The 20,792-nt window shown below is 71.0% G+C and carries 18 protein-coding genes; 7 read left to right on the forward strand and 11 right to left on the reverse strand.

Annotation, left to right across the window (positions count from 1 at the left end; genetic code table 11):
• Positions 1–9 precede the first annotated feature (9 nt).
• The 5 genes from A3CE_RS0114450 to pdhA are packed head-to-tail and all read right to left on the reverse strand — an operon-like array spanning position 10 to position 4,848.
• Positions 10–999, reverse strand: a complete 990-nt coding sequence (locus A3CE_RS0114450) for a coiled-coil domain-containing protein (RefSeq protein ID WP_020640806.1) — start codon at positions 997–999, stop codon at positions 10–12.
• A complete protein-coding gene (locus A3CE_RS0114455; protein WP_020640807.1) occupies positions 996–1,544 on the reverse strand; it encodes a hypothetical protein in 549 nt (182 codons plus the stop codon). Before A3CE_RS0114455 ends, A3CE_RS0114450 begins: the two co-directional genes overlap by 4 nt.
• Before the next feature lie 55 nt (positions 1,545–1,599).
• Positions 1,600–2,784 (reverse strand): dihydrolipoamide acetyltransferase family protein, encoded by a 1,185-nt coding sequence (locus tag A3CE_RS0114460; RefSeq protein WP_020640808.1) that lies wholly within the window; start codon positions 2,782–2,784, stop codon positions 1,600–1,602.
• The gene (locus A3CE_RS0114465; protein ID WP_020640809.1) at positions 2,777–3,772 is read right to left on the reverse strand and encodes an alpha-ketoacid dehydrogenase subunit beta; all 996 of its coding nucleotides are present in this window, start codon (positions 3,770–3,772) and stop codon (positions 2,777–2,779) included. The genes A3CE_RS0114460 and A3CE_RS0114465 overlap by 8 nt, the downstream gene beginning before the upstream one ends.
• On the reverse strand, positions 3,772–4,848 hold the full coding sequence (gene pdhA / locus A3CE_RS0114470) for a pyruvate dehydrogenase (acetyl-transferring) E1 component subunit alpha (RefSeq protein WP_020640810.1): 1,077 nt from the start codon (positions 4,846–4,848) through the stop codon (positions 3,772–3,774). The genes A3CE_RS0114465 and pdhA overlap by 1 nt, the downstream gene beginning before the upstream one ends.
• Positions 4,849–4,982: 134 nt before the next feature.
• On the opposite strand from pdhA, the gene A3CE_RS0114475 reads away from it, so the two are divergent.
• The 4 genes from A3CE_RS0114475 to A3CE_RS0114490 all read left to right on the forward strand — a co-directional run bounded on the left by A3CE_RS0114475 (position 4,983) and on the right by A3CE_RS0114490 (position 10,985).
• A complete protein-coding gene (locus A3CE_RS0114475) occupies positions 4,983–5,459 on the forward strand; it encodes an Lrp/AsnC family transcriptional regulator (RefSeq protein WP_026468482.1) in 477 nt (158 codons plus the stop codon).
• 318 nt (positions 5,460–5,777) lie between these two features.
• Positions 5,778–8,369 (forward strand): glycoside hydrolase family 3 protein, encoded by a 2,592-nt coding sequence (locus A3CE_RS0114480; RefSeq protein ID WP_020640812.1) that lies wholly within the window; start codon positions 5,778–5,780, stop codon positions 8,367–8,369.
• Between the two features lie 128 nt (positions 8,370–8,497).
• Positions 8,498–9,193, forward strand: a complete 696-nt coding sequence (locus tag A3CE_RS0114485; RefSeq protein ID WP_020640813.1) for a response regulator transcription factor — start codon at positions 8,498–8,500, stop codon at positions 9,191–9,193.
• Positions 9,183–10,985 (forward strand): sensor histidine kinase, encoded by a 1,803-nt coding sequence (locus A3CE_RS0114490; RefSeq protein WP_020640814.1) that lies wholly within the window; start codon positions 9,183–9,185, stop codon positions 10,983–10,985. The genes A3CE_RS0114485 and A3CE_RS0114490 overlap by 11 nt, the downstream gene beginning before the upstream one ends.
• 78 nt (positions 10,986–11,063) lie before the next feature.
• Here A3CE_RS0114490 and A3CE_RS0114495 read toward each other — a convergent pair whose 3' ends face one another.
• The 4 genes from A3CE_RS0114495 to A3CE_RS0114510 form a co-directional block, all read right to left on the reverse strand.
• Positions 11,064–12,215 (reverse strand): 4-hydroxybenzoate 3-monooxygenase, encoded by a 1,152-nt coding sequence (locus tag A3CE_RS0114495; RefSeq protein WP_020640815.1) that lies wholly within the window; start codon positions 12,213–12,215, stop codon positions 11,064–11,066.
• A gap of 71 nt (positions 12,216–12,286) precedes the next feature.
• On the reverse strand, positions 12,287–13,069 hold the full coding sequence (locus A3CE_RS0114500) for an IclR family transcriptional regulator (protein WP_020640816.1): 783 nt from the start codon (positions 13,067–13,069) through the stop codon (positions 12,287–12,289).
• The gene (locus A3CE_RS0114505; protein WP_026468484.1) at positions 13,056–14,825 is read right to left on the reverse strand and encodes a chitinase; all 1,770 of its coding nucleotides are present in this window, start codon (positions 14,823–14,825) and stop codon (positions 13,056–13,058) included. The genes A3CE_RS0114500 and A3CE_RS0114505 overlap by 14 nt, the downstream gene beginning before the upstream one ends.
• A gap of 245 nt (positions 14,826–15,070) precedes the next feature.
• Complete coding sequence (locus tag A3CE_RS0114510) at positions 15,071–15,625, reverse strand: AAA family ATPase (protein ID WP_020640818.1); 555 nt, start codon at positions 15,623–15,625, stop codon at positions 15,071–15,073.
• Between the two features lie 280 nt (positions 15,626–15,905).
• Here A3CE_RS0114510 and A3CE_RS0114515 point away from each other — a divergent pair, with 280 nt between their 5' ends.
• A complete protein-coding gene (locus A3CE_RS0114515) occupies positions 15,906–16,328 on the forward strand; it encodes a hypothetical protein (protein WP_020640819.1) in 423 nt (140 codons plus the stop codon).
• On the opposite strand, the gene A3CE_RS0114520 is transcribed toward A3CE_RS0114515, so the two are convergent.
• A complete protein-coding gene (locus A3CE_RS0114520; RefSeq protein WP_020640820.1) occupies positions 16,306–18,069 on the reverse strand; it encodes a serine/threonine-protein kinase in 1,764 nt (587 codons plus the stop codon). The genes A3CE_RS0114515 and A3CE_RS0114520 overlap by 23 nt on opposite strands.
• Positions 18,066–18,869 (reverse strand): hypothetical protein, encoded by an 804-nt coding sequence (locus A3CE_RS0114525; RefSeq protein ID WP_084641564.1) that lies wholly within the window; start codon positions 18,867–18,869, stop codon positions 18,066–18,068. The genes A3CE_RS0114520 and A3CE_RS0114525 overlap by 4 nt, the downstream gene beginning before the upstream one ends.
• A gap of 74 nt (positions 18,870–18,943) precedes the next feature.
• Between A3CE_RS0114525 and A3CE_RS58615 the strand changes: the two genes are divergently transcribed.
• Entirely contained in the window at positions 18,944–19,834 is an 891-nt protein-coding gene (locus A3CE_RS58615; protein WP_245589523.1) for a hypothetical protein, read from the forward strand.
• Between the two features lie 79 nt (positions 19,835–19,913).
• On the forward strand, positions 19,914–20,705 hold the full coding sequence (locus tag A3CE_RS0114535) for an ArsR/SmtB family transcription factor (RefSeq protein ID WP_020640822.1): 792 nt from the start codon (positions 19,914–19,916) through the stop codon (positions 20,703–20,705).
• The last annotated feature ends 87 nt before the right edge of the window (positions 20,706–20,792 follow it).

Here is a 20,792-nt window from a genome sequence, read left to right on the forward strand (position 1 = left end):
CGCCCGGCCCTACAGCGAGAGGTCGTCCAAATCGGACTCCAGCCGGGCTCGCCAGGTCCACCGCCGCTCAGTCGTGTCCGCGCCGTCCGGGGCCGGCGGTCCCATCGGCAGCGCCGGATCGGTCACCCCGAACGTCACCCGGTACGCCAGCACCGACGCCGCCGTCCGGATCCACGCGTCGCCCGACGTGCCCGACGGCGGTGCCACCCCCAGCGCGTGGCCGAACCACGCCGGCAGCAGGGCGTTCGAACCCAGCGCGCCGGTGATCCGGGTCCGCAGCCGGACCTGCAGGTCGTGCCACGCGCGTTCGGCGCGTTCCAGCTGCGGCACCACCCGGGCCTCGACCGCGTCGGCTTCGCGCAACGCCAGCCGCGCCTGCTCCGCCGCCTCCACGGCCGCTGGGATCTCCTCGTCCAGCAGCGTCCGGCGCCGTGTCGTCAACGCGCGCAGCCGCGACTCCGCGTCGCCGCGGGCCCGGGACGCGCGGTCCGTCGAAGCCAGGACTTCGATCACGGCCAGCAGGCCGCGGTCGCACTCGGCCTGCGCCGACCGCGCCGAGTCCAGGTGCGCGATCTCCTCCGCGTACCGGGCCCGCTGCTCCTTCGTGACGAGCTCTTTGTGCAGGTCGTCCCAGCGCGCCGCCTCGGCCGCGAGCGCCCGGGTCTCCGCGCCGACGTCGTCGAGGTCGGCCTGCGGCACGCCGTCGGCTACCCGCACCGCGCGCTCCAGGGCCTGGACCTGCTGCTGCAGCCGTTCCAGCTGCCGGCCGAAGAGGTCGAGCCGGTCCTCCTGACGGCCGCCCTCGCCGCGGTCGAGGCGGTCGGTCAGGGCGTCGACGTTCTGCCGCAAGCGATCGTCGGTCTCCTCCACCGCCGCGCGCAGCCCGTCGACCGCCGCGAACAGCTCGTCGAGGTCGCGGCGCGCCTGTTCGGCGGGCTCCGCGTAGTAGTCCTGCGAGAACTCGGGATCTTCGCCGTAGGTCGCGTAGCCGTGGCTCATGGGATCCGGCTTTCCCGCCACAGCAGCGCGCACGTGCCCGCCACGCCCACCGCCGTCAGGCTCGTGAAGACGGCGGCCGCGGACCACGGGACCAGCGCCAGGACCAGCAGCCCCGCCGTGACGCCGCCCGCCCACGCGCCCCGCCGCCGCTCACGGATGACGTCGGCGACGCGGCGGACCGGGCCGAAGCCGATCCACAGGCCCGCGGCGAACAGCGGGACCAGCGCGAACAGCCACAGCGGCGAAAGCACCTCGAACAGCACCAGCGCCCCGGCGACCAGCGGCACCAGCACAGGCGCGGCCGCGAAATACACGACCGCGCGCTGCGTCGCCGCGTGCCGGGACTCGAGCTCGGCGTTGGCGAGCCGGTGCCTGGCCTCGTCGAACGCCAGCTCCGCGTCGAGCAGCCGGTGGGCGGTCGCGACGAGCTCGTCCATCGTCGCGACGTCCCCGGGCGGGGTCGCCAGCCCGTCCCGCAGCTCCCGCTTGAGCCGGGCGACGCGCCCTTCCGCCAGGTCGCGGTCGTGCTGGGCCGGAGTCGTCACGCGGACACTTTAAGTGCCGCGGCCATCACCACCGGCCAACTCGGCCGGTGAGTCGTCACAGGTCGCCGAGAGCGGTGACCGGTGATTCGACGCAGTCCGCGACGAACCGCAGGAACCCACCCGCCGTGCCGCCGTCGCAGACGCGGTGGTCGAAGGCCAGCGTCAGCTCGCAGATCTTCCGGGCGACCAGGGCGCCGTCGACGACCCACGGCCGGTCGATGATCCGGCCGATGCCGAGGATCGCCGCCTCGGGGTGGTTGATGATCGCGGCCGAGCCGTCGACGCCGAAGACGCCGTAGTTGTTGACGGTGAAGGTGCCGCCGGTGAGGTCCGCGGGCGCGAGCTTGCCGTCCCGCGCGGTGCGGGCGCGGTCGCCGATCGCCGCCGACAGCTCCCGGGTGGACAGCTCGCCCGCGTCCCGCACGACCGGCACCACCAGGCCGCGATCGGTCTGCGCGGCGAAGCCGAGGTGGATCTTGTCGAGCAGCACGATCTCGTCGCCTTCGACGCGCGAGTTCAGCTCCGGGAACTTGCGCAGCCCCGCGACGGTGAACCGCGCGATCAGCCCGAGCAGGCTGACCGGCTGGTCCGTCTTCGTGTTGAGGGTCGCGCGGGCGGCGACCAGCTCGGTCGCGTCGACGTCCACCCACACCGTGGCCTCGGGGATTTCGCGCCGGGAGGCGGTGAGCTTGTCCGCGACGGCCTTGCGCACGCCGGTCAGCGGGATGCGCTTGCCCTTCGCGACGGGCTTCTTCAGCGCCGCCTCGACGTCGGCGCGGCGGATGATGCCGTCCGCACCGGTGGCGGTGACCTTCGCGAGGTCGATCCCGTTGTCGGCGGCCAGTTTCCGGACGAACGGCGAGATCACGCCGGGTGCCTTCACCTTGGGAACGGGCGCTTCGACGCGGCGGACGCGCTTGCGCCGGGTCGCGGGCGCGGTGCCGTACCCGATCAGGACGTTCCCGCTGCCGGCAGACGTAGAAGACACTGCGACCCCGGGTTCGGCGAACCCGCCGACGCTCAGCAGCGGCGCGCCGACCGGCAGCAGCTGCCCCGGCTCGCCGTGCAGCGCCGACACCACGCCGGCGAACGGCACCGGCACCTCGACCGCCGCCTTCGCCGTCTCGACCTCGACGACGATCTGGTCGACGCCGACGGTGTCGCCGACCTTGACCCGCCAGTCCACGATCGCCGCCTCGGTCAGGCCTTCGCCGAGGTCCGGCAGCAGGAAGTCAGGCACCGGCCACCACCGGGGTGTCGTCCCACTGCAGGCGGGCGATGGTGTCGAGGATCCGGTCGACGTCCGGCAGCTGGTGGCGCTCGAGCTTCGGCGCCGGGTACGGGATGTCGAGGCCGGTCACCCGCAGCACGGGCGCGTGCAGCTGGTGGAAGCACTGCTCGGTGACGCGCGCGACGACCTCGGCGCCGTAACCGCCGAAGCCCGCGGCTTCGTGCACGACGACGGCGCGTCCGGTGTGGCGCACGGAGGCCGTCACGGTTTCGTCGTCGAACGGGGACAGCGAACGCAGGTCGACGACCTCGACGTCCCAGCCCTCGGCCGTCGCGGCCTCGGCGGTTTCCATCGCGGTGGCGACCATCGGGCCGTACGCGATGAGCGTGACGTCCTTGCCGGGACGCCGGATCACGGCCTGGTCCATGGCCGGGCCGGAGCGGGTGAAGGTGACGTCCTCGGCCGACCAGTAGCGGCACTTCGGCTCGAGGAAGATCACCGGGTCGGGTGACTCGATGGCGTCGCGAAGGAGGTCGTACGCGTCCTGCGCGGTGCCCGGCGTGACGACGCGCAGGCCCGCCGTGTGCGTGTAGTAGGCCTCGCTGGAGTCGCAGTGGTGCTCGACGCCGCCGATGCCGCCGGCGTAGGGGATGCGGATCACCATGGGCAGCGAAAGCGCGCCACGCGTGCGGTTGCGCAGCTTCGCCACGTGCGAGGTGATCTGCTCGAACGCCGGGTAGGCGAAGGCGTCGAACTGCATCTCGACGACCGGGCGGAACCCGCCCATCGCCATCCCGACGGCGAACCCGACGATGCCGGACTCCGCCAGCGGCGTGTCGAAGCAGCGGTCCTCGCCGAAGTCGGCGGTGATGCCGTCGGTGACCCGGAAGACCCCGCCGAGCGTGCCGACGTCCTCGCCGAAGACGAGCACGCGATCGTCGTCCTTGAGCGCGTCCCGCAGGGCCGCGTTGAGCGCCTGCGCCATCGTGGTCGTCATCAGGCCTCCAGTTCCGCGTGCACCATCGCCCGCTGGGCTTCGAGCTGGCGGGTCGGTTCGGCGTAGACGTGGTCGAACAGCGACATCGGGTCGAGCTCGGGCTCGGCGTTCAGGGCGTCGCGGACGGACTGGGCGAACGTCTCGGCGTCGGCCTTGAACTGCTCGATTTCGTTTTCCTGCAAGGCTTTCCGGCCCTTGAGGTAGGTCTCGAGCCGCTTCAGCGGGTCCGCTTCGCGCCACTTCTCGACTTCGCCGGCTTCGCGGTAGCGCGTGGCGTCGTCGGCGTTGGTGTGCGAGTCGATGCGGTAGGTGTGGGCCTCGACGAGGACAGGCCCACGGCCTTCGCGAGCGTGCTTCACGGCGTCGCCGAGGACGGCGAGGACCGCGACGGCGTCGTTGCCGTCGACCTGCTCCGAACGCATGCCGTAGCCGATTCCCTTGTACGCCAACGCGGCCGCGGCGCTCTGCTTCTCGAACGGCACCGAAATGGCGTAGCGGTTGTTCTGCACGAAGAACACCGCGGGCGCCTTGAAGACGGCCGCGAAGTTGAGCGCTTCGTGGAAGTCGCCTTCGCTGGTGGCGCCGTCTCCGATGAGCGCGAGCGCGACGGCGTCTTCGCCACGTCGCTGCATCGCGTGGGCCAGCCCGGCGGCGTGCAGCGCCTGCGTCGCGAGCGGAGTGCACTGAGGTGCTACGCGCGTCTCGGCGGGGTTGTAGCCGCAGTGCGCGTCGCCGCGAAGCAGCGTCAAGACTTCGCCGGGCTTCAAGCCGCGGGCGACGAGGGCGACGGAGTCGCGGTAGGTCGGGAAGAGCCAGTCGTGCTCGTTCAGCGTCAGTGCGGCGGCGACCTGGCACGCCTCCTGGCCGGCGCTGGAGGGGTAGACGGCGAGGCGGCCCTGCTTGGTGAGCGCGGTCGCCTGGACGTCGAACCGGCGGCCCAGGACCATCAGCCGGTAGGCCTCCTTGAGGAGGCGTTCCGGGGGCTCGGCATAGGCGCCGTGCTGGTCGGCGCGCGTGCCGTCCTCGGCGACGAACCGCACCGGCGACGCGGACGGCAGCAGGGTCTCCGCGGCCATGACGCACACCACCTCTCGCAGACATATGATGCTGAAATGGTGGTTCTCGGCGGTGTTGTGTTCAAGGGCTGGCGAAAATGAGCGACAAACGGTCTCTCGTCGACGCTCCGGCGAACCAAACGTCCACAGGTGTCCTGGCTCACGGGGGTCTTCCGGGACGAACGGTCCCGGCCCTGGACGACGTCGACCGCGCGATGCTGGCGGAGCTGTCCGCGGACGGCCGGCTGGCGGTGCGCGCGCTGGCGGAGCGCCTGCACATCTCGCGCACGAACGCGTACGCGCGGCTGGAGCGCCTCATGGCGGAGGGCGTGATCACGGGCTTCGGGGCCCGGATCGATCCACGCCGGGCCGGCCTGGGCACGTCGGCGTACATCATGGTGACGGTCGAGCAGACGTCCTGGCGCACGATGGCGACGGACCTGCACGAGATCCCGTACGTCGACCACGTGGCCCTGGTGGGCGGCGACTTCGACATCCTGCTGCTGGTCCGGACGCCCGACAACTCGACGTTGCGGGACGTGGTCCTGGAACGGCTGCAGGCGCTGGAGGGAGTGCGGTCGACGCGGACGTGGCTGATCTTCGAGGAGCTGCCGGGCTCGGTTCTCAGCTGACCCCAACGCCATGAACGACTCTTTCATGACGTCCGACGCACTGAAAGAGTCGTTCGTGGCGTCCGCTGGGGCAAAAGCCCTGCCCGCCAGCGCTCTTGACCACAAGAGCGGCGCCCGCTATACGTGGCCTCACCAACGAGCGACTCTTAGTTTATGGCGAGAATTAACAGGCCCTCCAAACAATCGAAACTCTTGACTGCCTCCCCGTCGCCCGATGAGGATCAGCCGGTCCGCCCGTTCATCGCAGAATGGACCAGACCCATGGCCAGTAGATCCCGCGCGTGGTCCCGTGCGCGCCGAAGTTCGCTCGTCACGCTGATGAGCCTGAGCCTGCTGGGCGGGGTCGCGCAGGCGACACCGGCCCAGGCCGCCGAGCCGCCACAGCCCGTGATCGGCCAGCCCGCCAAGGACAAGGACGGCTGCGCCAAGATCGAGAAGAGCCTGCCGACCCTCGCCGACTGGCCGAAGGTCGACAGCCGCTTCAAGGGCAAGGGCGACGACGAGGCGCGGATCGCCCAGATCCTCAAGGGCATGACCCTGGAGGAGAAGGTCGGGCAGATGACGCAGCCCGAGATCGCCGCCATCACCCCCGACGAGGTCCGCCAGTACGCCATCGGGTCCGTCCTCAACGGCGGCGGCTCTTGGCCCGGCGCGAACAAGCACGCCACCCAGCAGGACTGGCTGAACCTGGCCGACGCCTACTGGGCCGCGTCCAAGACCAGCCGGACGAAGATCCCGGTCATCTGGGGCATCGACGCCGTGCACGGCAACAACAACGTCTACGGCGCCACCGTCTTCCCGCACAACATCGGCCTGGGGGCCGCGCACGACCCGTGCCTGGTCCGCGACGTCGCCGGCGCCACCGCCCGGCAGATCCGCGCCACCGGCCAGGACTGGGCCTTCTCGCCGACGCTGGCCGTCGTGCAGGACGACCGCTGGGGCCGCACCTACGAAGGCTTCTCCGAAGACCCGCGCATCACCCGCGCCTACGGCTTCGAGGCCATCAACGGCCTCCAGGACGGCGCCACCAAGCGCATCGGCGGCAGCGGTGTGATCGCCACCGCCAAGCACTTCATCGGCGACGGCGGCACGCTCAAGGGTCAGGACCAGGGCGTCAACCCCGCGTCCGAAGCCGACATGATCAACATCCACGGCCAGGGCTACTACGGCGCCATCGCCGCCGGCGCCCAGACCGTGATGGTGTCGTTCAACAGCTGGACCAACCCCGACCTCGGCATCAACGAGGGCAAGCTGACCGGCAGCGACAAGGCGCTGAACCAGATCCTCAAGGGCAAGATCGGCTTCGACGGCCTGCTCGTGTCCGACTGGAACGCCATCGGCCAGGTCCCCGGCTGCACCAACTCGTCCTGCCCGCAGGCGATCAACGCCGGGATCGACTTGATCATGGTGCCGAACGACTGGAAGGCGTTCATCACCAACACCGTCGCGCAGGTCAACAGCGGCCAGATCCCGCTGTCGCGCATCGACGACGCCGTGACGCGCATCCTGCGCGTCAAGCTGCGTGACGGCCTGTTCGAGTCGCAGAAGCCGTCCGACCGGTCCTACGCCGAGTCCGGCGACGCGCTGAAGGACAACTGGCTGGCGCGCGACGCCGTCCGCGAGTCGCAGACGCTGCTGAAGAACAACGGCAACGTGCTGCCGCTCAAGCCGTCGTCGAAGGTGCTGGTGGTCGGCAAGAGCGCCGACAGCATCCAGAACCAGACCGGCGGCTGGACGCTGAGCTGGCAGGGCACCGGCAACACCAACGCCGACTTCCCGAACGCGACGTCGATCCTCGCCGGGCTCAAGCAGGACCTCGGCGACGCGAACGTCACCTTCGACGCCACCGGCACCGTGGACCCGAAGGGCTACGACGCGGTCATCGCCGTCATCGGCGAGACGCCGTACGCCGAGGGCGTCGGCGACCTGACCCGCAAGACCCTGGAAGCGTCCAAGCTCTACCCCGAGGACCTGGCGGTGCTGGACAAGGTCAGCGGCAAGGGCACCCCGGTCGTCACCGTGTACGTCGGCGGCCGCCCGCTGTACACGAACAAGGAGATCAACCGCTCCGACGCGTTCGTGGCGGCCTGGCTGCCCGGCACCGAGGGCGGCGGCGTCGCGGACATGATGGTCAAGGGCAAGGACGGCACCGGCTACCGGGGCACGCTGTCGTACTCGTGGCCGAAGAGCGCGTGCCAGACGCCGCTCAACCCGTGGTCCGAGGGCTACGACCCGCTGTTCAAGCTCGGCTACGGCCTCAAGACCGGGCAGCGCGCCACGGTCGGCGTGCTGGACGAGACGGCCGGGCCGGCGTCCTGCGGCGCGACCGGCGGCGGCGGGACGGCGACCGAGGACCTGGTGCTGTTCGACCGCACCGACGTGCCGCCGTACACGAGCCAGATCGGCTCGGCGGAGAACTGGGGCGGCACGGTGATCGGCCCGGACGGCACGGCGGCCCACAGCGAGATCAACGTGGTCCCGGCGGACGTCAACGTGCAGGCCGACGGCCTGAAGACGACGTGGACGGGCACCGGCGCGGGCCAGCTGTACATGCAGAACACGGCGGGCACGAACGACCTGCGCGGCTACCTGAACGCGGACGCGGCCCTGGAGTTCGACACGATCGTGCAGCAGGCACCGGCCAACCGGACGGTGATCAGCATGCACTGCGTCTACCCGTGCTTCTCGGAGGTGAACGCGACGAAGCTGTTCACCGACCTGGCGGGCGGCACGAAGACGACGGTGAAGATCCCGGTGTCCTGCTTCAGCAACGGGCTGGACTTCGAGCACATCAACACGCCGTTCCTCGTGTACACCGACGGCGCTTTCCAGGCGTCCTTCGCGAACGTGCGGTGGGTGCCGAAGGGAGCGCAGGATCCTGATGCGAAACCCTGTTCGAGCTTGACCTGACGGCGACCGGGCCGGGAGCGGATTCCGCTCCCGGCCCGGTTCGTTTCCGCGGCCCCGGCTTGCTCCGAGGTGTGAAGATCCGGTCAGGATGGCGTCCAAACGGTGTCAGGACGCCTACTCTCGACGCCGTGTGCGCACGTGTACTGGTCGCCGAGGACGACGAGAAGCAGGCCGAAGTCCTCCGGCTCTACCTCGAAAGCGAAGGCCACACCGTGGTGCTGGCCCCGGATGGCCGGGCGGCGCTCGACGAGGCCCGCCGCGACCGGCCCGACCTGCTCGTCCTCGACGTGATGATGCCGAAGGTCGACGGCCTCGACGTCTGCCGGATCCTGCGGGGGGAGTCCGATGTCGCGGTGCTGATGCTCACCGCCCGCGCCACCGAGGACGACCTGCTGCTCGGCCTCGACCTCGGTGCGGACGACTACCTGACCAAGCCGTACAGCCCGCGCGAGCTGATGGCCCGGGTCCGGACGCTGCTGCGGCGCACCGCCGCCCGGCGTGAACCGCCCGACACGGCCTTGCGCGCCGGCGGGCTGCGGCTCGACCCGGTGCGGCACGAGGTGTCCGTCGACGGCCGCCCGGCGGAGACGACGCCGGGTGAGTTCCAGCTGCTGGAGACGCTCATCCGGCAGCCGGGCCGGGTGTTCACCCGGCGGCAGCTGCTCGAGCTGACCCGCGGCGACGACCGGTTCGTCAGCACCCGGATCATCGACGTCCACGTGCTCAACCTGCGCAAGAAGCTCGAACCGGACCCGCAGCACCCCACCTACCTGCGGACCGTGTTCGGCGTCGGCTACAAGCTGATGGCCGAAAATGACACGTAGCTTCCCCCGGCGGCGCAGCCTGGTCGTCCGGCTCACCGCGGTCTCGCTGCTCATCGCGCTCGCCTCGATCGCGGCGACCGCGTGGCTCGCCGTGCAGACCACCACCCGCGCCATCCAGCAGGAGCAGGGCCAGGCGCTCTCCGGCGACGCGACCATCTATACCGAGTTGCTCGGCTTCGCGGCGACCAGCCGCACCTGGGACCAGGTCGGGCCGAAGCTGCGGACGCTGTCGGAGCAGACCGGCCGCCGGGTCGTGCTGACCACCCTCGACCGCCGCGTCCTCGGCGACTCCGGCGGCGCGCCGGTCACCCTGCCGGTGAAGGCCACCGCGTCGGTCGACCCGCTGCACGTCGACCCGGTGCTGCTGCCCGAGGCCGGCACCAGCGGCATCGACCCGCGCGCGGCGGGCCCGTTCCGGCTGCCGCCCGCCGAGCGCGCCGAGACCGACATCCTGGCCAGGAAGGCGGTCGCCTGCCTCGCCTCGTACGGCTTCCCCAGCCAGGTGCGGGAATCCCCGACCGGACGCGCGCAGCTCACCGGGCTCGATTCCCTCACCGTCCGGTACCTCGCGGCCAAGTGCGGGATCTACGAGCTGGCCGAGCCGACGCCGACCGAGCGGGTGGCGCTCACGAGCCTGAACGAGGGCGTCAACCGCTGCCTGCAGAGCCAGGGCACCGACCCGGTGAAACTGGGCCTCGACCTGGAAGTCCTCGGCGGCACCGAGCCGCGGCCGATCCAGGGCTGCCTCGACTCCGCCCGCCGTGAGCAGCTCTCGTCGTACGTCGCGCCGCCCGCGTTGCTCTTCACCCTCGGCCCGGGCGGCTCGCAGCTGCCGACGTTCACGCTGTCGCGGGAGAACCTCACCCGGATCCTCGCGGTGACCGGCGGCGTGCTGGTGCTGGCCGTCGCGCTCACCGCGCTGGTGGCCCGGCGGCTGTCCCGGCCGCTGCGGGCGCTGACCGAAGCGGCGCAGCAGGACCGGCCGGCGCCGGTGAAGTCCCGCGACGAGGTCGGCTACCTCGCGGCCGCGTTCAACGACCTCACCGCGCGGCGGGAGCGCATCGAGGAGCAGCGCAAGGCGATGGTCAGCGACATCGCCCACGAGCTGCGCAACCCGCTCAACGTCATCCGCGGCCGGCTGGAGGCGGCCGAGGACGGGCACCTGCCGTTCGACCGGGCCCTGAGCGCGTCACTGCTGGAAGAGACCGTGCTGCTGCAGCACATCGTCGACGACCTGCAGGACCTCGCCGCGGCCGACGCCGGGCAGCTGCGCCTGCACCCGGAGCGCCTCGACGCGGCCGAGCTGGCCGGTCACGTCGCCGTCGCGCACGCCGACCGGGCCGCCGCGGCCGGCGTCGGTCTCACCGTCTCGGCCGACGGCGAGACCGCCTTGACGGCGGACCCGGTCCGCCTGCGGCAGGTCGTCGGCAACCTGGTGACGAACGCGGTCCGGCACACCCCGCCCGGCGGCCGGGTGACGGTCCACGTCTCGTCCACAGTGGACAGCATGACGCTCGCCGTCGCGGACACCGGCACCGGCATCGCCGCCGAGGACCTGCCGCACGTGTTCGACCGGTTCTGGCGCGCCGAAAAGTCCCGGAACCGGCAGACCGGCGGCAGCGGCCTCGGCCTGGCCATCGTGCGGCACCTCGTGGCGGCGCACGGCGGCACGGTCACCGTCGAGTCCGAAGTGGACACCGGATCGACGTTCACCGTCCGCCTGCCGAAACCCGACCCCGGCGGTGATCAGACAGCCGGCACGCGTGATCAGAAGGCCGACACGGCACGGTGAGAATCGCGGGCCGCGTGTCGACCCTCCCGTCACGCGTGTCGACCCTGCAATCACGCGTGTCGACCCTCCCGTCACGGGCTACAGCGGCAGGCCCGCGTAGTTGTCGGCCAGTTCGGTCGCCGCCGCCGTCGACGTCACTGTGCGGCGCAGCTGGGAGAGCTGGAGCTGGGCGTCGAAGTCGTCGCCGTGGCGGTGCAGCATCGACGTCATCCACCACGAGAAGTGCGTGCAGCGCCAGACCCGGCGCAACGCCGTCTCCGAGTACGCGTCGGCGAGTTCGTCGTCGCCACGCAGCGACGCCGTCAACGCGGACGCCAGCAGCGAAACGTCCGCCACCGCCAGGTTCAGCCCCTTCGCCCCGGTCGGCGGCACGATGTGGGCGGCGTCCCCGGCCAGGTAGAGGTTTCCGTACCGCATCGGCGTCGCGACGAAGCTGCGCATCGGCAGCACGCTCTTCTCCGTGATCGGCCCGGTCCGCAGCGTCCACCCCGCGACGCCCAGCCGCTCGGACAGCGCCGTCCAGATCCGGTCGTCGCTCCACCGCTCGATGTCCTCGTCCGGCGCGACCTGCAGGTAGAACCGGCTGACCCGCGGCGAGCGCATGCTGTGCATCGCGAAGCCGTCCGGGTGCCAGGCGTAGATCAGCTCGTCCGTCGACGGCGCGACGTCGGCCAGCACGCCCAGCCACGCGAACGGATACGTGCGCTCCCAGACCCGCGGCGAGGGGATCGCGGCCCGGCTCGGCCCGTGGAAGCCGTCGCAGCCGACGACGACGTCCGCGTCGATCCGGCGTGCCGCCCCGGCATCGTCCACAAAGGTCACAAACGGCTTGTCCGTCACGTCGTGCACCGTGACGCCGGCCGCCGAGTAGTACGCCGGGCGCCCGGCTTTTTCCCGCGCCGCCATGAGGTCCTTGGTGACCTCCGTCTGCCCGTAGACGGTCACCGACCGGCCGATGAGGTCGACGAAGTCCACGTGGTGCCGGTTCTCCGGCCACTGCAGATGGATCCCGCGGTGCTCCATGCCCTCGACGTCGAGCCGGCTGCCCAGGCCGGCCTGCCGCAGCAGCTCGACCGTCCCCGCCTCGAGGATGCCCGCTCGGATGCGGGCCTGGACGTACTCGGCGGTCTGCCGTTCGAGCAGCACCGAGTCGATGCCTTCGAGACCGAGCAGGTGGGACAGCAGCAGCCCGGCCGGGCCGGCGCCGACGATGACGACCTGGGTGCGCACTTCGAACGTCCTTTCCCGCGGAAAGCCCGAGCATGGAACGGCCGCACCGCCGACGACTACGTCATTCTCATTCAGTGAGAGGAATTCCCCATCGCCCGCGAGATGCCGCGCGCCGCCGCCTGCAGGGCGGGGATCTGCATCCGCGCGTTCCGGTCGTTGGGCACGATCACCGACAGCGCCGCGACGACGTCGCCGCCCGGCCCCCGCAGCGGGACGGCGATACCGGTCGTCTCCTCGTCGATGAAGCCCGCGCAGAACGCGTAGCCGTTCCGGCGGACGTCGGCGAGGAACCGGCGCAGCCGCGCGGGCTCGGTCAGCGTGGTCCGGCGGAAGGCCTCCAGCGGACCGGCCAGCACCTGTTCCTGCAGGTCGGCGGGAGCGTGGGCGAGCAGCACGAGCCCGGACGACGACGCGTGCAGCGGCAGCCGCCCGGCCACGCGCGTCACGTTGAGCGTCGCGCCGGGTGCCGAGAGCCGCTCGACGAAGAGCACTTCGCGGTCCTCCAGCACCGCGAGCTGGGTGTGATGCCCGACGACGGCGTGCAGGTCCTCCATGAACGGCATCGCCGCTTCGCGCAGCCCGAGCGTCGGGGACGCGCGCGAAGCCAGCTCCCACAGCCGGACGCCCACGCGGACCCGCCGGTCGGGATCGCGCCGCAGCCAGCCGTGCCCGACGAGCTCGTCGACCAGCCTCGACGCGGTCGCGACGTGCAGACCGGCCCGCCGCGCGATGTCGGTGACGCGCAACGCCGGGGTGTCCGGCCCGAACGTCTCGAAGATGCGGACGACGCGCGAGAGCACGGACTCGCCCTGCGGCGGTTTCACCACGCCGAGCAGTGTGTCACGGCAGTCCATTGAGGAAGGGTTCGTGGCTGTTCTGGAACTCCCAGTTGTAGTACCTGTCCCAGTTGACCGACCACGTCATCAGGCCGCGCAAAGCGGTCGACGTGCCGCCGCGCAGCGCGTACGAGCCGCAGCCGCTGCCCTTGACCAGGCAGTTCACCGCCGTTTGGACGTCGGCGGGCGAGGTGTAGCCGTTGCCCGCGCTGACGGCCGCGGGCAGCCCGATCGCGATCTGGTCCGGCCGCAGGCCGGGGAAGAACCGGCCGGTGTTCGCCACGCTGAAGCCGGCCTTGAGCATGTCCGTCATCGCGATGTGAAACTCGGGGCCGCCCATGGTGTGGTACTGGTTGTCGAGGCCCATCACCGGTCCGGAGTTGTAGTCCTGGACATGCAGCACGGTGAGGGAGTCCCGCAGCGCGTCGATCACCGGCAGGTAGGCGCCGGTCCGCGCGTCGCCGGCGCTCGTACCGCCGTAGAACTGGTAGCCGACCTGCACGAAGAACGTCTCCGGGGCCATCGTCAGGACGAAGCCGGAGCCGTACCTGGCCTTGAGCGACTTGAGCGCGGAGATCAGGTTGACGATCACCGGGGTGGTCGGGTTGCGGAAGTCGGTGTCCCCGGCGTTGAGCGACAGCGAGTGGCCCTCGAAGTCGACGTCGAGCCCGTTCAGGCCGTACTTGTCGATGATCGCCGAGACGGAGCTGACGAACTTGTCGCGGGCCGCGGTGGTGGTGAGCTGGACTTGGCCGTTCTGCCCGCCGATGGAGATCAGTACTTTCTTGCCCTGCGCCTGCTTCGCCTTGACGGCGGCGATGAAGTCCGCGTCGCTCTCGACGTTCGGGCATTCGCTCGCGGGGCACCGGGCGAAGCGGATGTCCCCGGAGGTGACGGACGTCGGCTCGCCGAAGGCCAGGTCGATGATGTCCCAGGCGGCGGGGACGTCGGCCAGCCGGACGTAGCCGGAGCCGTTGGCGAAGCTGGCGTGCAGGTAGCCGATGAGGGCGTGCTTCGGCAGGCCGGTGTCGACGCAGCCGGTGGTGCTCCCGGTGGCGGCGGCACTGCGCGGCGACTCACCGGCGGAGTTGTAGGCGGCCACGGAGTAACTGTGCGTTTCGCAGGCTTTCAGGCCGCCGATGGTGGCACTCGTTCCGGTGACGGTCGCGACGGCGGTGCTGCCCTCGTAGACGCGGTACCCGGTCACGGTGCCGGCGGACGCGCCCCAGCTCAGGGCGATCGAGGAGGACGTGACGGCGGTGACCGACGGCGTCCCGGGCGCGCCGGGCGTGCCGGGGGTGTTGCCGCCGGGGCCGTCGAGGACGACGTCGTCGGCGTAGTAGGTGCCGGTGCCGTACCAGCCGTGGAGGTAGAGCTGGGCGGAGGTCTGGCCGGCGGTGGTCGTGAAGGTGAGATTCAGCTGGTTGTAGGCGCTTCCGTTGCCGGACCAGGTCGAGACGCCGCCGGTGACGCCGAGGTAGACGGGGTTGCCGCGCACCCACGCGGAAAGCGTGTAGGTGGTGTTCGGCTGAACGGAGACGGTCTGCGCGCACTGGGCGTAGTCGGCGCCGACGGGGGTGCCGGCCAGCGCGTAGCCGCCCGAGTGCACGGGACTGGTGACGGCGGTGGCGTTGGCGCAGGTCCAGCCCGAGAGCGAACCGGCCTCGAAGCCGGGGTTGGCGAGGAGGTTGGCCGCCTCGGCGGGGCCGGCCGGCAGACCGGAGAGCGCCAGCACGAACGCGGCGAGGGCTACGGACAGTCTGGAACGCCTCATCGGGTCCTCCAGTCAGGGAGAGACCCTAATTGTCTGGACCAATACGAGAAATGTCCAGACCAACCCTCACCACCCCCTCGCGCGACCCGCCCGATACGAGTGATGCCCCCTCCCATCACGCGAGATCGCCCCCTGATCACGCGAGATCCGCCTCCAGACACGCGAGATCCGCCTCGGATCACGCGAGTCCCGGCCCAAATCACGCGGGCCGCCCCGCCGGGCACGCAAGCCGACCCCGCGAGCGCTCAGCAGTCCACGAGGACTTTGGCCACCAGACGCGTGCGGGTCGCCGCGGCACGGTCGATCACCTGGACGCTGCGCCACCCCGTCGGGACCTGGTCCGCGAGCAGGTCTTCCCGCCACTTCCCCACCCGCCGGACGTGCCGCGCGAACGACCGCCGCCGCACCAAACGACCACGGCTGCACTGGCCCGCCAGCGCCTGCGAAGCCGTCACGTCGAGGAACAACAGCCGCACCGGGCGGCCGCTCACCGCGCCGACCATGGCCAACAGGGCCCGGGTGGACGCGCGCGTCGACGGCTCGTGGACCACGATCGGGCCCGCCGCCCCGATCGCCCGTCCGAGGATCCGCAGCCGGTGCCACGCGTGCACCACCGGCCGGTAGCACCGGTACGGCACCGCCGGGGCCGCCGCGGCCAGCCGGACGCGGACCTGGTCGGAATCCAGGACCGGCAGCCCGGTGGCGGCGTGCCGGAGCATGGTCGTCTTGCCCGCGCCGGGCAGCCCCGCCACGACGAGCAGGTCGCGCGGGCCGAGCTCGATGACAGTGGGCTCGCTCATGACTGCCCAACGTCCCGGCGAAAGTAATGGTTCCTTTACCTTCGACTCACGCAGGGTGACGGCGAGCCGCGCCGAACCACCCGTGCCGCGAACACCACCCGACCGGAATCCCGGTTGTCACACCCCGTGCCCCACGTCACCCACTCGCCTGAAAACCCATGCGCGCCAAGGCATCCGGCCACCGGAACCGCTTCGGGTGAAGATCACGCCGTCCCCTTCCCGGCGTCCGGAAAATCCCTATCTTCTGAAAGGGACGCTCGGTAGAACAGGGGAACTCGTCATGACCCAGTCGCTGGAACTCCCGGTCCAGGAATTCTGTCTCGATTGGACGCTCACGGGCGACGAAGGCGCCCGGGTCGGAGTCGCTCTCTCCGGGCAGGTGTCCCTGCTCGACAACAACCGGTTCTACAAGATCGACGGCGTCGTCTACGTCACCGAGGGCGACGCCGACATCCGCGCCGTCGGCAACCCGCGGATCTCCGTGCGCCGCAACGGCGTCGAGAAGAGCGGGCGCCAGTGGGGCTGGGAGATGTGCTCGGCCCGCAAGAGCCTCATCGCGCTGAACACCATGGAGGGCTACTTCGTCCGGACCGGGTACTGGGCCCCCGCCGACCGCGCCATCCAGCTGAGCCTGTGCGCCGAACTGGGCTGGAGCCGGCGCAAGAGCTACAGCCCGCACGTCACCGTCCGGATGGTCGACTGACCACTGTGGACGCTCGGCGGCGCGCCGCCGCGACGACCAACCCGGCGGCGACCGCGCCCGCCACCGCGCACCCGGCGCCGAACCCCGGCGACGGCTCGTGGACGCGCAGCACCGACACGCACAGCCACACCGCGGCGCCGAACAGGAGCCCCAGCACGGGGCCGCCGACCGCCGCGCCTCGCCAGCGGTGGCCGTTGCGGATCGTCCGCAGTCCCGATTCGAGGTAGGCGAGGGCGAACAACGCCAGGATGAGAGTGCCCGCGCCCATGGCGCTGGCCAGCGGGTGCTGGCTGGTCAGCAGGGTGAACGTCTGCGTGGACGTACCAGTTCGTACATCGGCGGTGACGGCGCCACCGACGATCCACCGCGCGATCCCCGGCAGGGTGAGCTGCGCGGTGAAGCCGTTTCCCTCGGGCTTCGCTTCGGTCGACGCCGACCCGAGCGGGATCCCGGCCGCGGAAAGGTCGAGGGTGACCCGGCCCGGATTGCCGGTCCCGGTCATGACCAGCGGTTTGCTGAGATCGACCTCGACCGGCGCGGACACGGGCGCGCCGCCGAGGCGCAGGGTGGGCGACGCCTCGTGCGGCAGCCGCGCGGGATTGAGCAGGGCGAGCACGACCAGCACGATCGCGGCGGCCCCCGCGGCCAGCCGCAGCCACAGCACGGCAGCACCGGAACCCGGCGCGGACGTAGGACCGCTGGTCGAGTCCTGCCCCCGCGATGGACCGAGAGGCGGATTCGAAGTGCCACCCGGCGCTCCCACCAGCGTCGGGTCCGGGATGCCGGGCCGCCGGACCGGCCGCGTCGGGGACTCCGCCGGCGGGGCCGGCGCCGTGGCCGAGTTGAGGCCCGCGATCATCCGGGGCGTCAGGTGCAGCACCGGCACGCCGGCGCGCTCGAGCCACCCCGCGCCGTAAACCGCGGTGGCCGCCGCCGCCAGGTCGGCCGCGAACGACTCCGCCTCGCGGTAACGCGCGTCCAGCTCGCGCGCCAGGCTGCGCATCACCACCCCGGCGATCGGCATCGGCACGCCGGCGATCGGGCGCGGGTCGGTGAACATGTGCTGGCGCATCATGCTGATCGCGCCACGGGTGTTGTCGAACGGGAGCTGACCGGACAACAGCTCATAGAGCACCGTGCCCGCCGCGTACACGTCGGCCGCCGGGCTCAGTGCGTTGCCCATTGCCTGCTCCGGGGCGATGTACGCCGGGGTGCCGAGGATCTCGCCACCATGCGTGACGAGCGTGGCGCCCTCGCTGATCACCCGGGCGATGCCGAAGTCGGCCACCTTCACCACGCCCTGCAGGTTGAACAGCAGGTTCCGCGGCTTGACGTCGAGGTGCAGCACCCCGGCCCGGTGCGCCGCGTGCAACCCGGCGAGCATCGCCAGGCCGATCGCGCACGCCTGTTCGCCGCTGACGCCGCCGCCGTGGAACCGGCTGTGCACGGTGCCGCCGTCGAGCCGTTCCATCACCAGCAGGTGCTCGCGGCCGGTGCGGACGTAGTCGTAGACCGGCACGATGTGCGGGTGGTCCAGGCTGGCCAGCACCCTGGCCTCACGGTCGAAGAGCTCGCTGCTCGCCGCGTGGTTGAGGATGTCCCAGGGCAGCTGCTTGATCGCGACGCTGCGGCCCAGCGTCCGGTGCACGCCGGCGAACACGACGCCCATGCCGCCTTCGCCGATCGACTCCCCGATGTCGTACTGCGGCAGGGCGGCGACCAGCTCGGCCGGTGCGCTCATCGGGTGAATTCCTGCGTGTTCGGTACCGCCAGCCGGACGGTGGTGTCACTCTCCGCGACGGCCGGTGGCGCCGGGTGCGGTGTCAGGTAGCCGAGCAGGAACGCGATCGCGGCGGCGCCGAGCACCACCGGGATCTCGACCGCCGGCTCGGGCGGGACCAGCCGCAGCACCGACAGGCTGATCACCGCGACCAGGCCGGTGCCGAACCCGGCGGGCAGGAACCGCAGGCCGCGGCGCCAGCGGTTGGGCGCCAGCCGGTGCCGGGCCAGCGCGAGCAGCGAGGTCACCCAGGCCAGGATCGTGAGCACGAGCATCGCCAGGCCGAAGACGCCGTACACCGACCAGAGGGAGCCGCGGACGTCGGCGACCGTCGTCGCCTCGCCGAGCGTGCCGCGCTGGGCGTCGAGCAGTTCGACCGACGACGGCAGCAGCCCGGTCGCCTGCCCGGTCAGGTCGCCGAGGTCGAGCACGAACGTCCGGCTCACCGAGCCGTGTGCCGGCACCTCGAAGGGCGCTGTCGTGTCGTAGGCGAAGAAGGTGAGCGCCAGGGCGACGCCGGACAGCCGGACACTGCGGACCTTCACCGGCGCGGTGCCGGAGTTGGTGGCGATGACCTGCAGCTCGACCTGGTTCGCCGGGTCGATCGCGACCGTGGCGTCCTCGATCGGCCGGCGGTCGATCGACGCCTGCACGCCGAGCGATCCGGACTGAGCCGAACCGGACTGGGCCGACGCGGGTGGTGCGCCGAGCAGCACCACGCAGAAACCCAACGCAACCCCCGCCGCGATGACACGTCCCATTGGGCATCCCCTACTTGCGTTATCCGACTGGTCCGGAATGCTACAGCGAGCACACACCGGGGAGGGACGTCCCAATGCGATCCGTGGTTCGGCTGTTTTTCGGCGCCGTGGCCGGAACGTTGCTTCTGCTCGCGTTCGCAGGCAACGCCAACGCACAATACACGTCGTCGGTTGGTTTGAAACCGTCGAGCGGCAAGGCGGGCAGTTCCTTCACCATTTCGTGGAATTTCTACCCTTGCAAAGGCCCGGTCACCTTTTCCTGGAACGGCACGCCGACGTGGTCGGCGAACGCCGATCCGCAGAACCCGAGCGGCACGGTCGCGGCTACCGTGCCCGCCGGCGCGCAGCCCGGCACCTACCCGGTCACCGGCACGTGCACCAACGCCCGGACCGGCGGCCCGCTCAGCGCCGGCAGCCGGTTCACGGTGACCCCCACCCCCACCCCCACCGCGACCCCGCCGCCCCCGGTGACCACCACGCCGCCTCCGCCGGTGACCCCGCGGCCGAGCAAGCCCGGCACCACCACGACGCCGCCCGCGACGACGACCACCCCGCCGACGACCACGAGCACCCCGCCGACGACGACCCCGGTCACACCGGGCACCCCCACGACGTCGAGCACCGAGCCGAAGCCCGGTGAACTGGTGCTCGACCGGCCGAGCGTCAAGCCCGGCGAGCCGCTCTCCGCTTCCGGGAAGGGCTGCGTCCCCGGCCGGATGGTGACGCTGACGTCCGACGGCGCCGAAGTCGGCTCCGCCTTGACCGACAGTTCCGGCGCCTTCACCGCGCCGGTCGAGTTCACCCGCATCGAGGCCGGGCGGCACACCGTCGTCGCCGAGTGCGGAGCGCGGCTGACCGGGGCCGTCGACCAGGTCGTGACGCGGTCGTCCGGCGGCCAGACCGGCACTTTGGTCATCCTGGTGTTCTTCGTGCTGGCCGGCAGCACGGTGATCCGGTTCCGCTGATCCCCGGTTGACATGCAGCCGTCTGGCTGCCTATCGTGAAAAAGGCAGCCAGATGACTGCATGGCACGAGGAAGGCGCGATGGACGAGGCGTTCAAGGCGCTGGCCGACCCCGGCCGCCGACGGCTGCTGGACGTGCTGAACGAGCGCAACGGCCAAACCCTGCGCGAACTCTGCGCGGGGATGGCCATGACCCGCCAGTCCGTGAGCAAGCACCTGGCCGTGCTCGAGGCGGCCGGGCTGGTCACGACGACCTGGCGCGGCCGGGAAAAACTGCACTACCTCGACGCCGCGCCGATCAACGCGATCGCCGAGCGCTGGATGACCCGTTACGACCGGCAGCGGGCGGGCGCGCTGGCCGACCTGAAACGAGCTTTGGAGTCGACGCCGATGAACCAATTCGCCTATACCACCTACATCAACACGACCCCCGAAAAACTCTGGCAAGCGCTTACCGAACCGGCCTTCACCCGGCAGTACTGGGGTGTCACCTTCGAAACCGACTGGGAAAAGGGCTCGCCGATGGCGTGGTCCGAAAACGGGACGAAAACCACCGACCCCGGGCAGGTCGTCCTCGAATCGGATCCGTACCGCCGGCTCTCCTACACTTGGCACACTTTCACGTCGGAATGGGCCGCGGGCGCCGGCGTCGACGAAGAAACTCTCGCGAAACTGCGGCGGGAAAGCCGTACGAAAGTCACCTTCACCCTGGAACCGCACGGAGCCGGGGCCATAAAAGAAATGGTGAAGCTGACGGTGGTGCACGACGGTTTCGACCCCGGCAGCACGGTCTTGGCCATGTGCAGCCAGGGCTGGCCCGCGCTGATGTCCAGCCTGAAGACGCTCCTGGAGACCGGCGTTCCCCTCCGGTGACCCCGGCAAACCAGTCGAACCAGACAGAATTCCCACAGAGAAAAGTCTGAATCCTCCCCCTTTCGTGGGCGACTGGCTGAAGTCCCG

The sequence above is a fragment of the Amycolatopsis balhimycina FH 1894 genome (assembly GCF_000384295.1).
GTDB classification, from domain to species: Bacteria; Actinomycetota; Actinomycetes; order Mycobacteriales; family Pseudonocardiaceae; genus Amycolatopsis; species Amycolatopsis balhimycina.

Excerpts from the sequence above, each read along its gene's own strand:
- A3CE_RS0114520 (WP_020640820.1), bottom strand. The coding sequence starts at position 18,069 with ATGAGCGCACCGGCCGAGCTGGTCGCCGCCCTGCCGCAGTACGACATC.
- A3CE_RS0114480 (WP_020640812.1), top strand. The coding sequence starts at position 5,778 with ATGAGCCTGAGCCTGCTGGGCGGGGTCGCGCAGGCGACACCGGCCCAG.
- A3CE_RS0114510 (WP_020640818.1), bottom strand. The coding sequence starts at position 15,625 with ATGAGCGAGCCCACTGTCATCGAGCTCGGCCCGCGCGACCTGCTCGTC.
- A3CE_RS0114500 (WP_020640816.1), bottom strand. The coding sequence starts at position 13,069 with ATGGACTGCCGTGACACACTGCTCGGCGTGGTGAAACCGCCGCAGGGC.
- A3CE_RS0114515 (WP_020640819.1), top strand. The coding sequence starts at position 15,906 with ATGACCCAGTCGCTGGAACTCCCGGTCCAGGAATTCTGTCTCGATTGG.
- A3CE_RS0114535 (WP_020640822.1), top strand. The coding sequence starts at position 19,914 with ATGGACGAGGCGTTCAAGGCGCTGGCCGACCCCGGCCGCCGACGGCTG.
- pdhA (WP_020640810.1), bottom strand. The coding sequence starts at position 4,848 with ATGGCCGCGGAGACCCTGCTGCCGTCCGCGTCGCCGGTGCGGTTCGTC.
- A3CE_RS58615 (WP_245589523.1), top strand. The coding sequence starts at position 18,944 with ATGCGATCCGTGGTTCGGCTGTTTTTCGGCGCCGTGGCCGGAACGTTG.
- A3CE_RS0114450 (WP_020640806.1), bottom strand. The coding sequence starts at position 999 with ATGAGCCACGGCTACGCGACCTACGGCGAAGATCCCGAGTTCTCGCAG.
- A3CE_RS0114465 (WP_020640809.1), bottom strand. The coding sequence starts at position 3,772 with ATGACGACCACGATGGCGCAGGCGCTCAACGCGGCCCTGCGGGACGCG.
- A3CE_RS0114525 (WP_084641564.1), bottom strand. The coding sequence starts at position 18,869 with ATGGGACGTGTCATCGCGGCGGGGGTTGCGTTGGGTTTCTGCGTGGTG.
- A3CE_RS0114490 (WP_020640814.1), top strand. The coding sequence starts at position 9,183 with ATGACACGTAGCTTCCCCCGGCGGCGCAGCCTGGTCGTCCGGCTCACC.
- A3CE_RS0114505 (WP_026468484.1), bottom strand. The coding sequence starts at position 14,825 with ATGAGGCGTTCCAGACTGTCCGTAGCCCTCGCCGCGTTCGTGCTGGCG.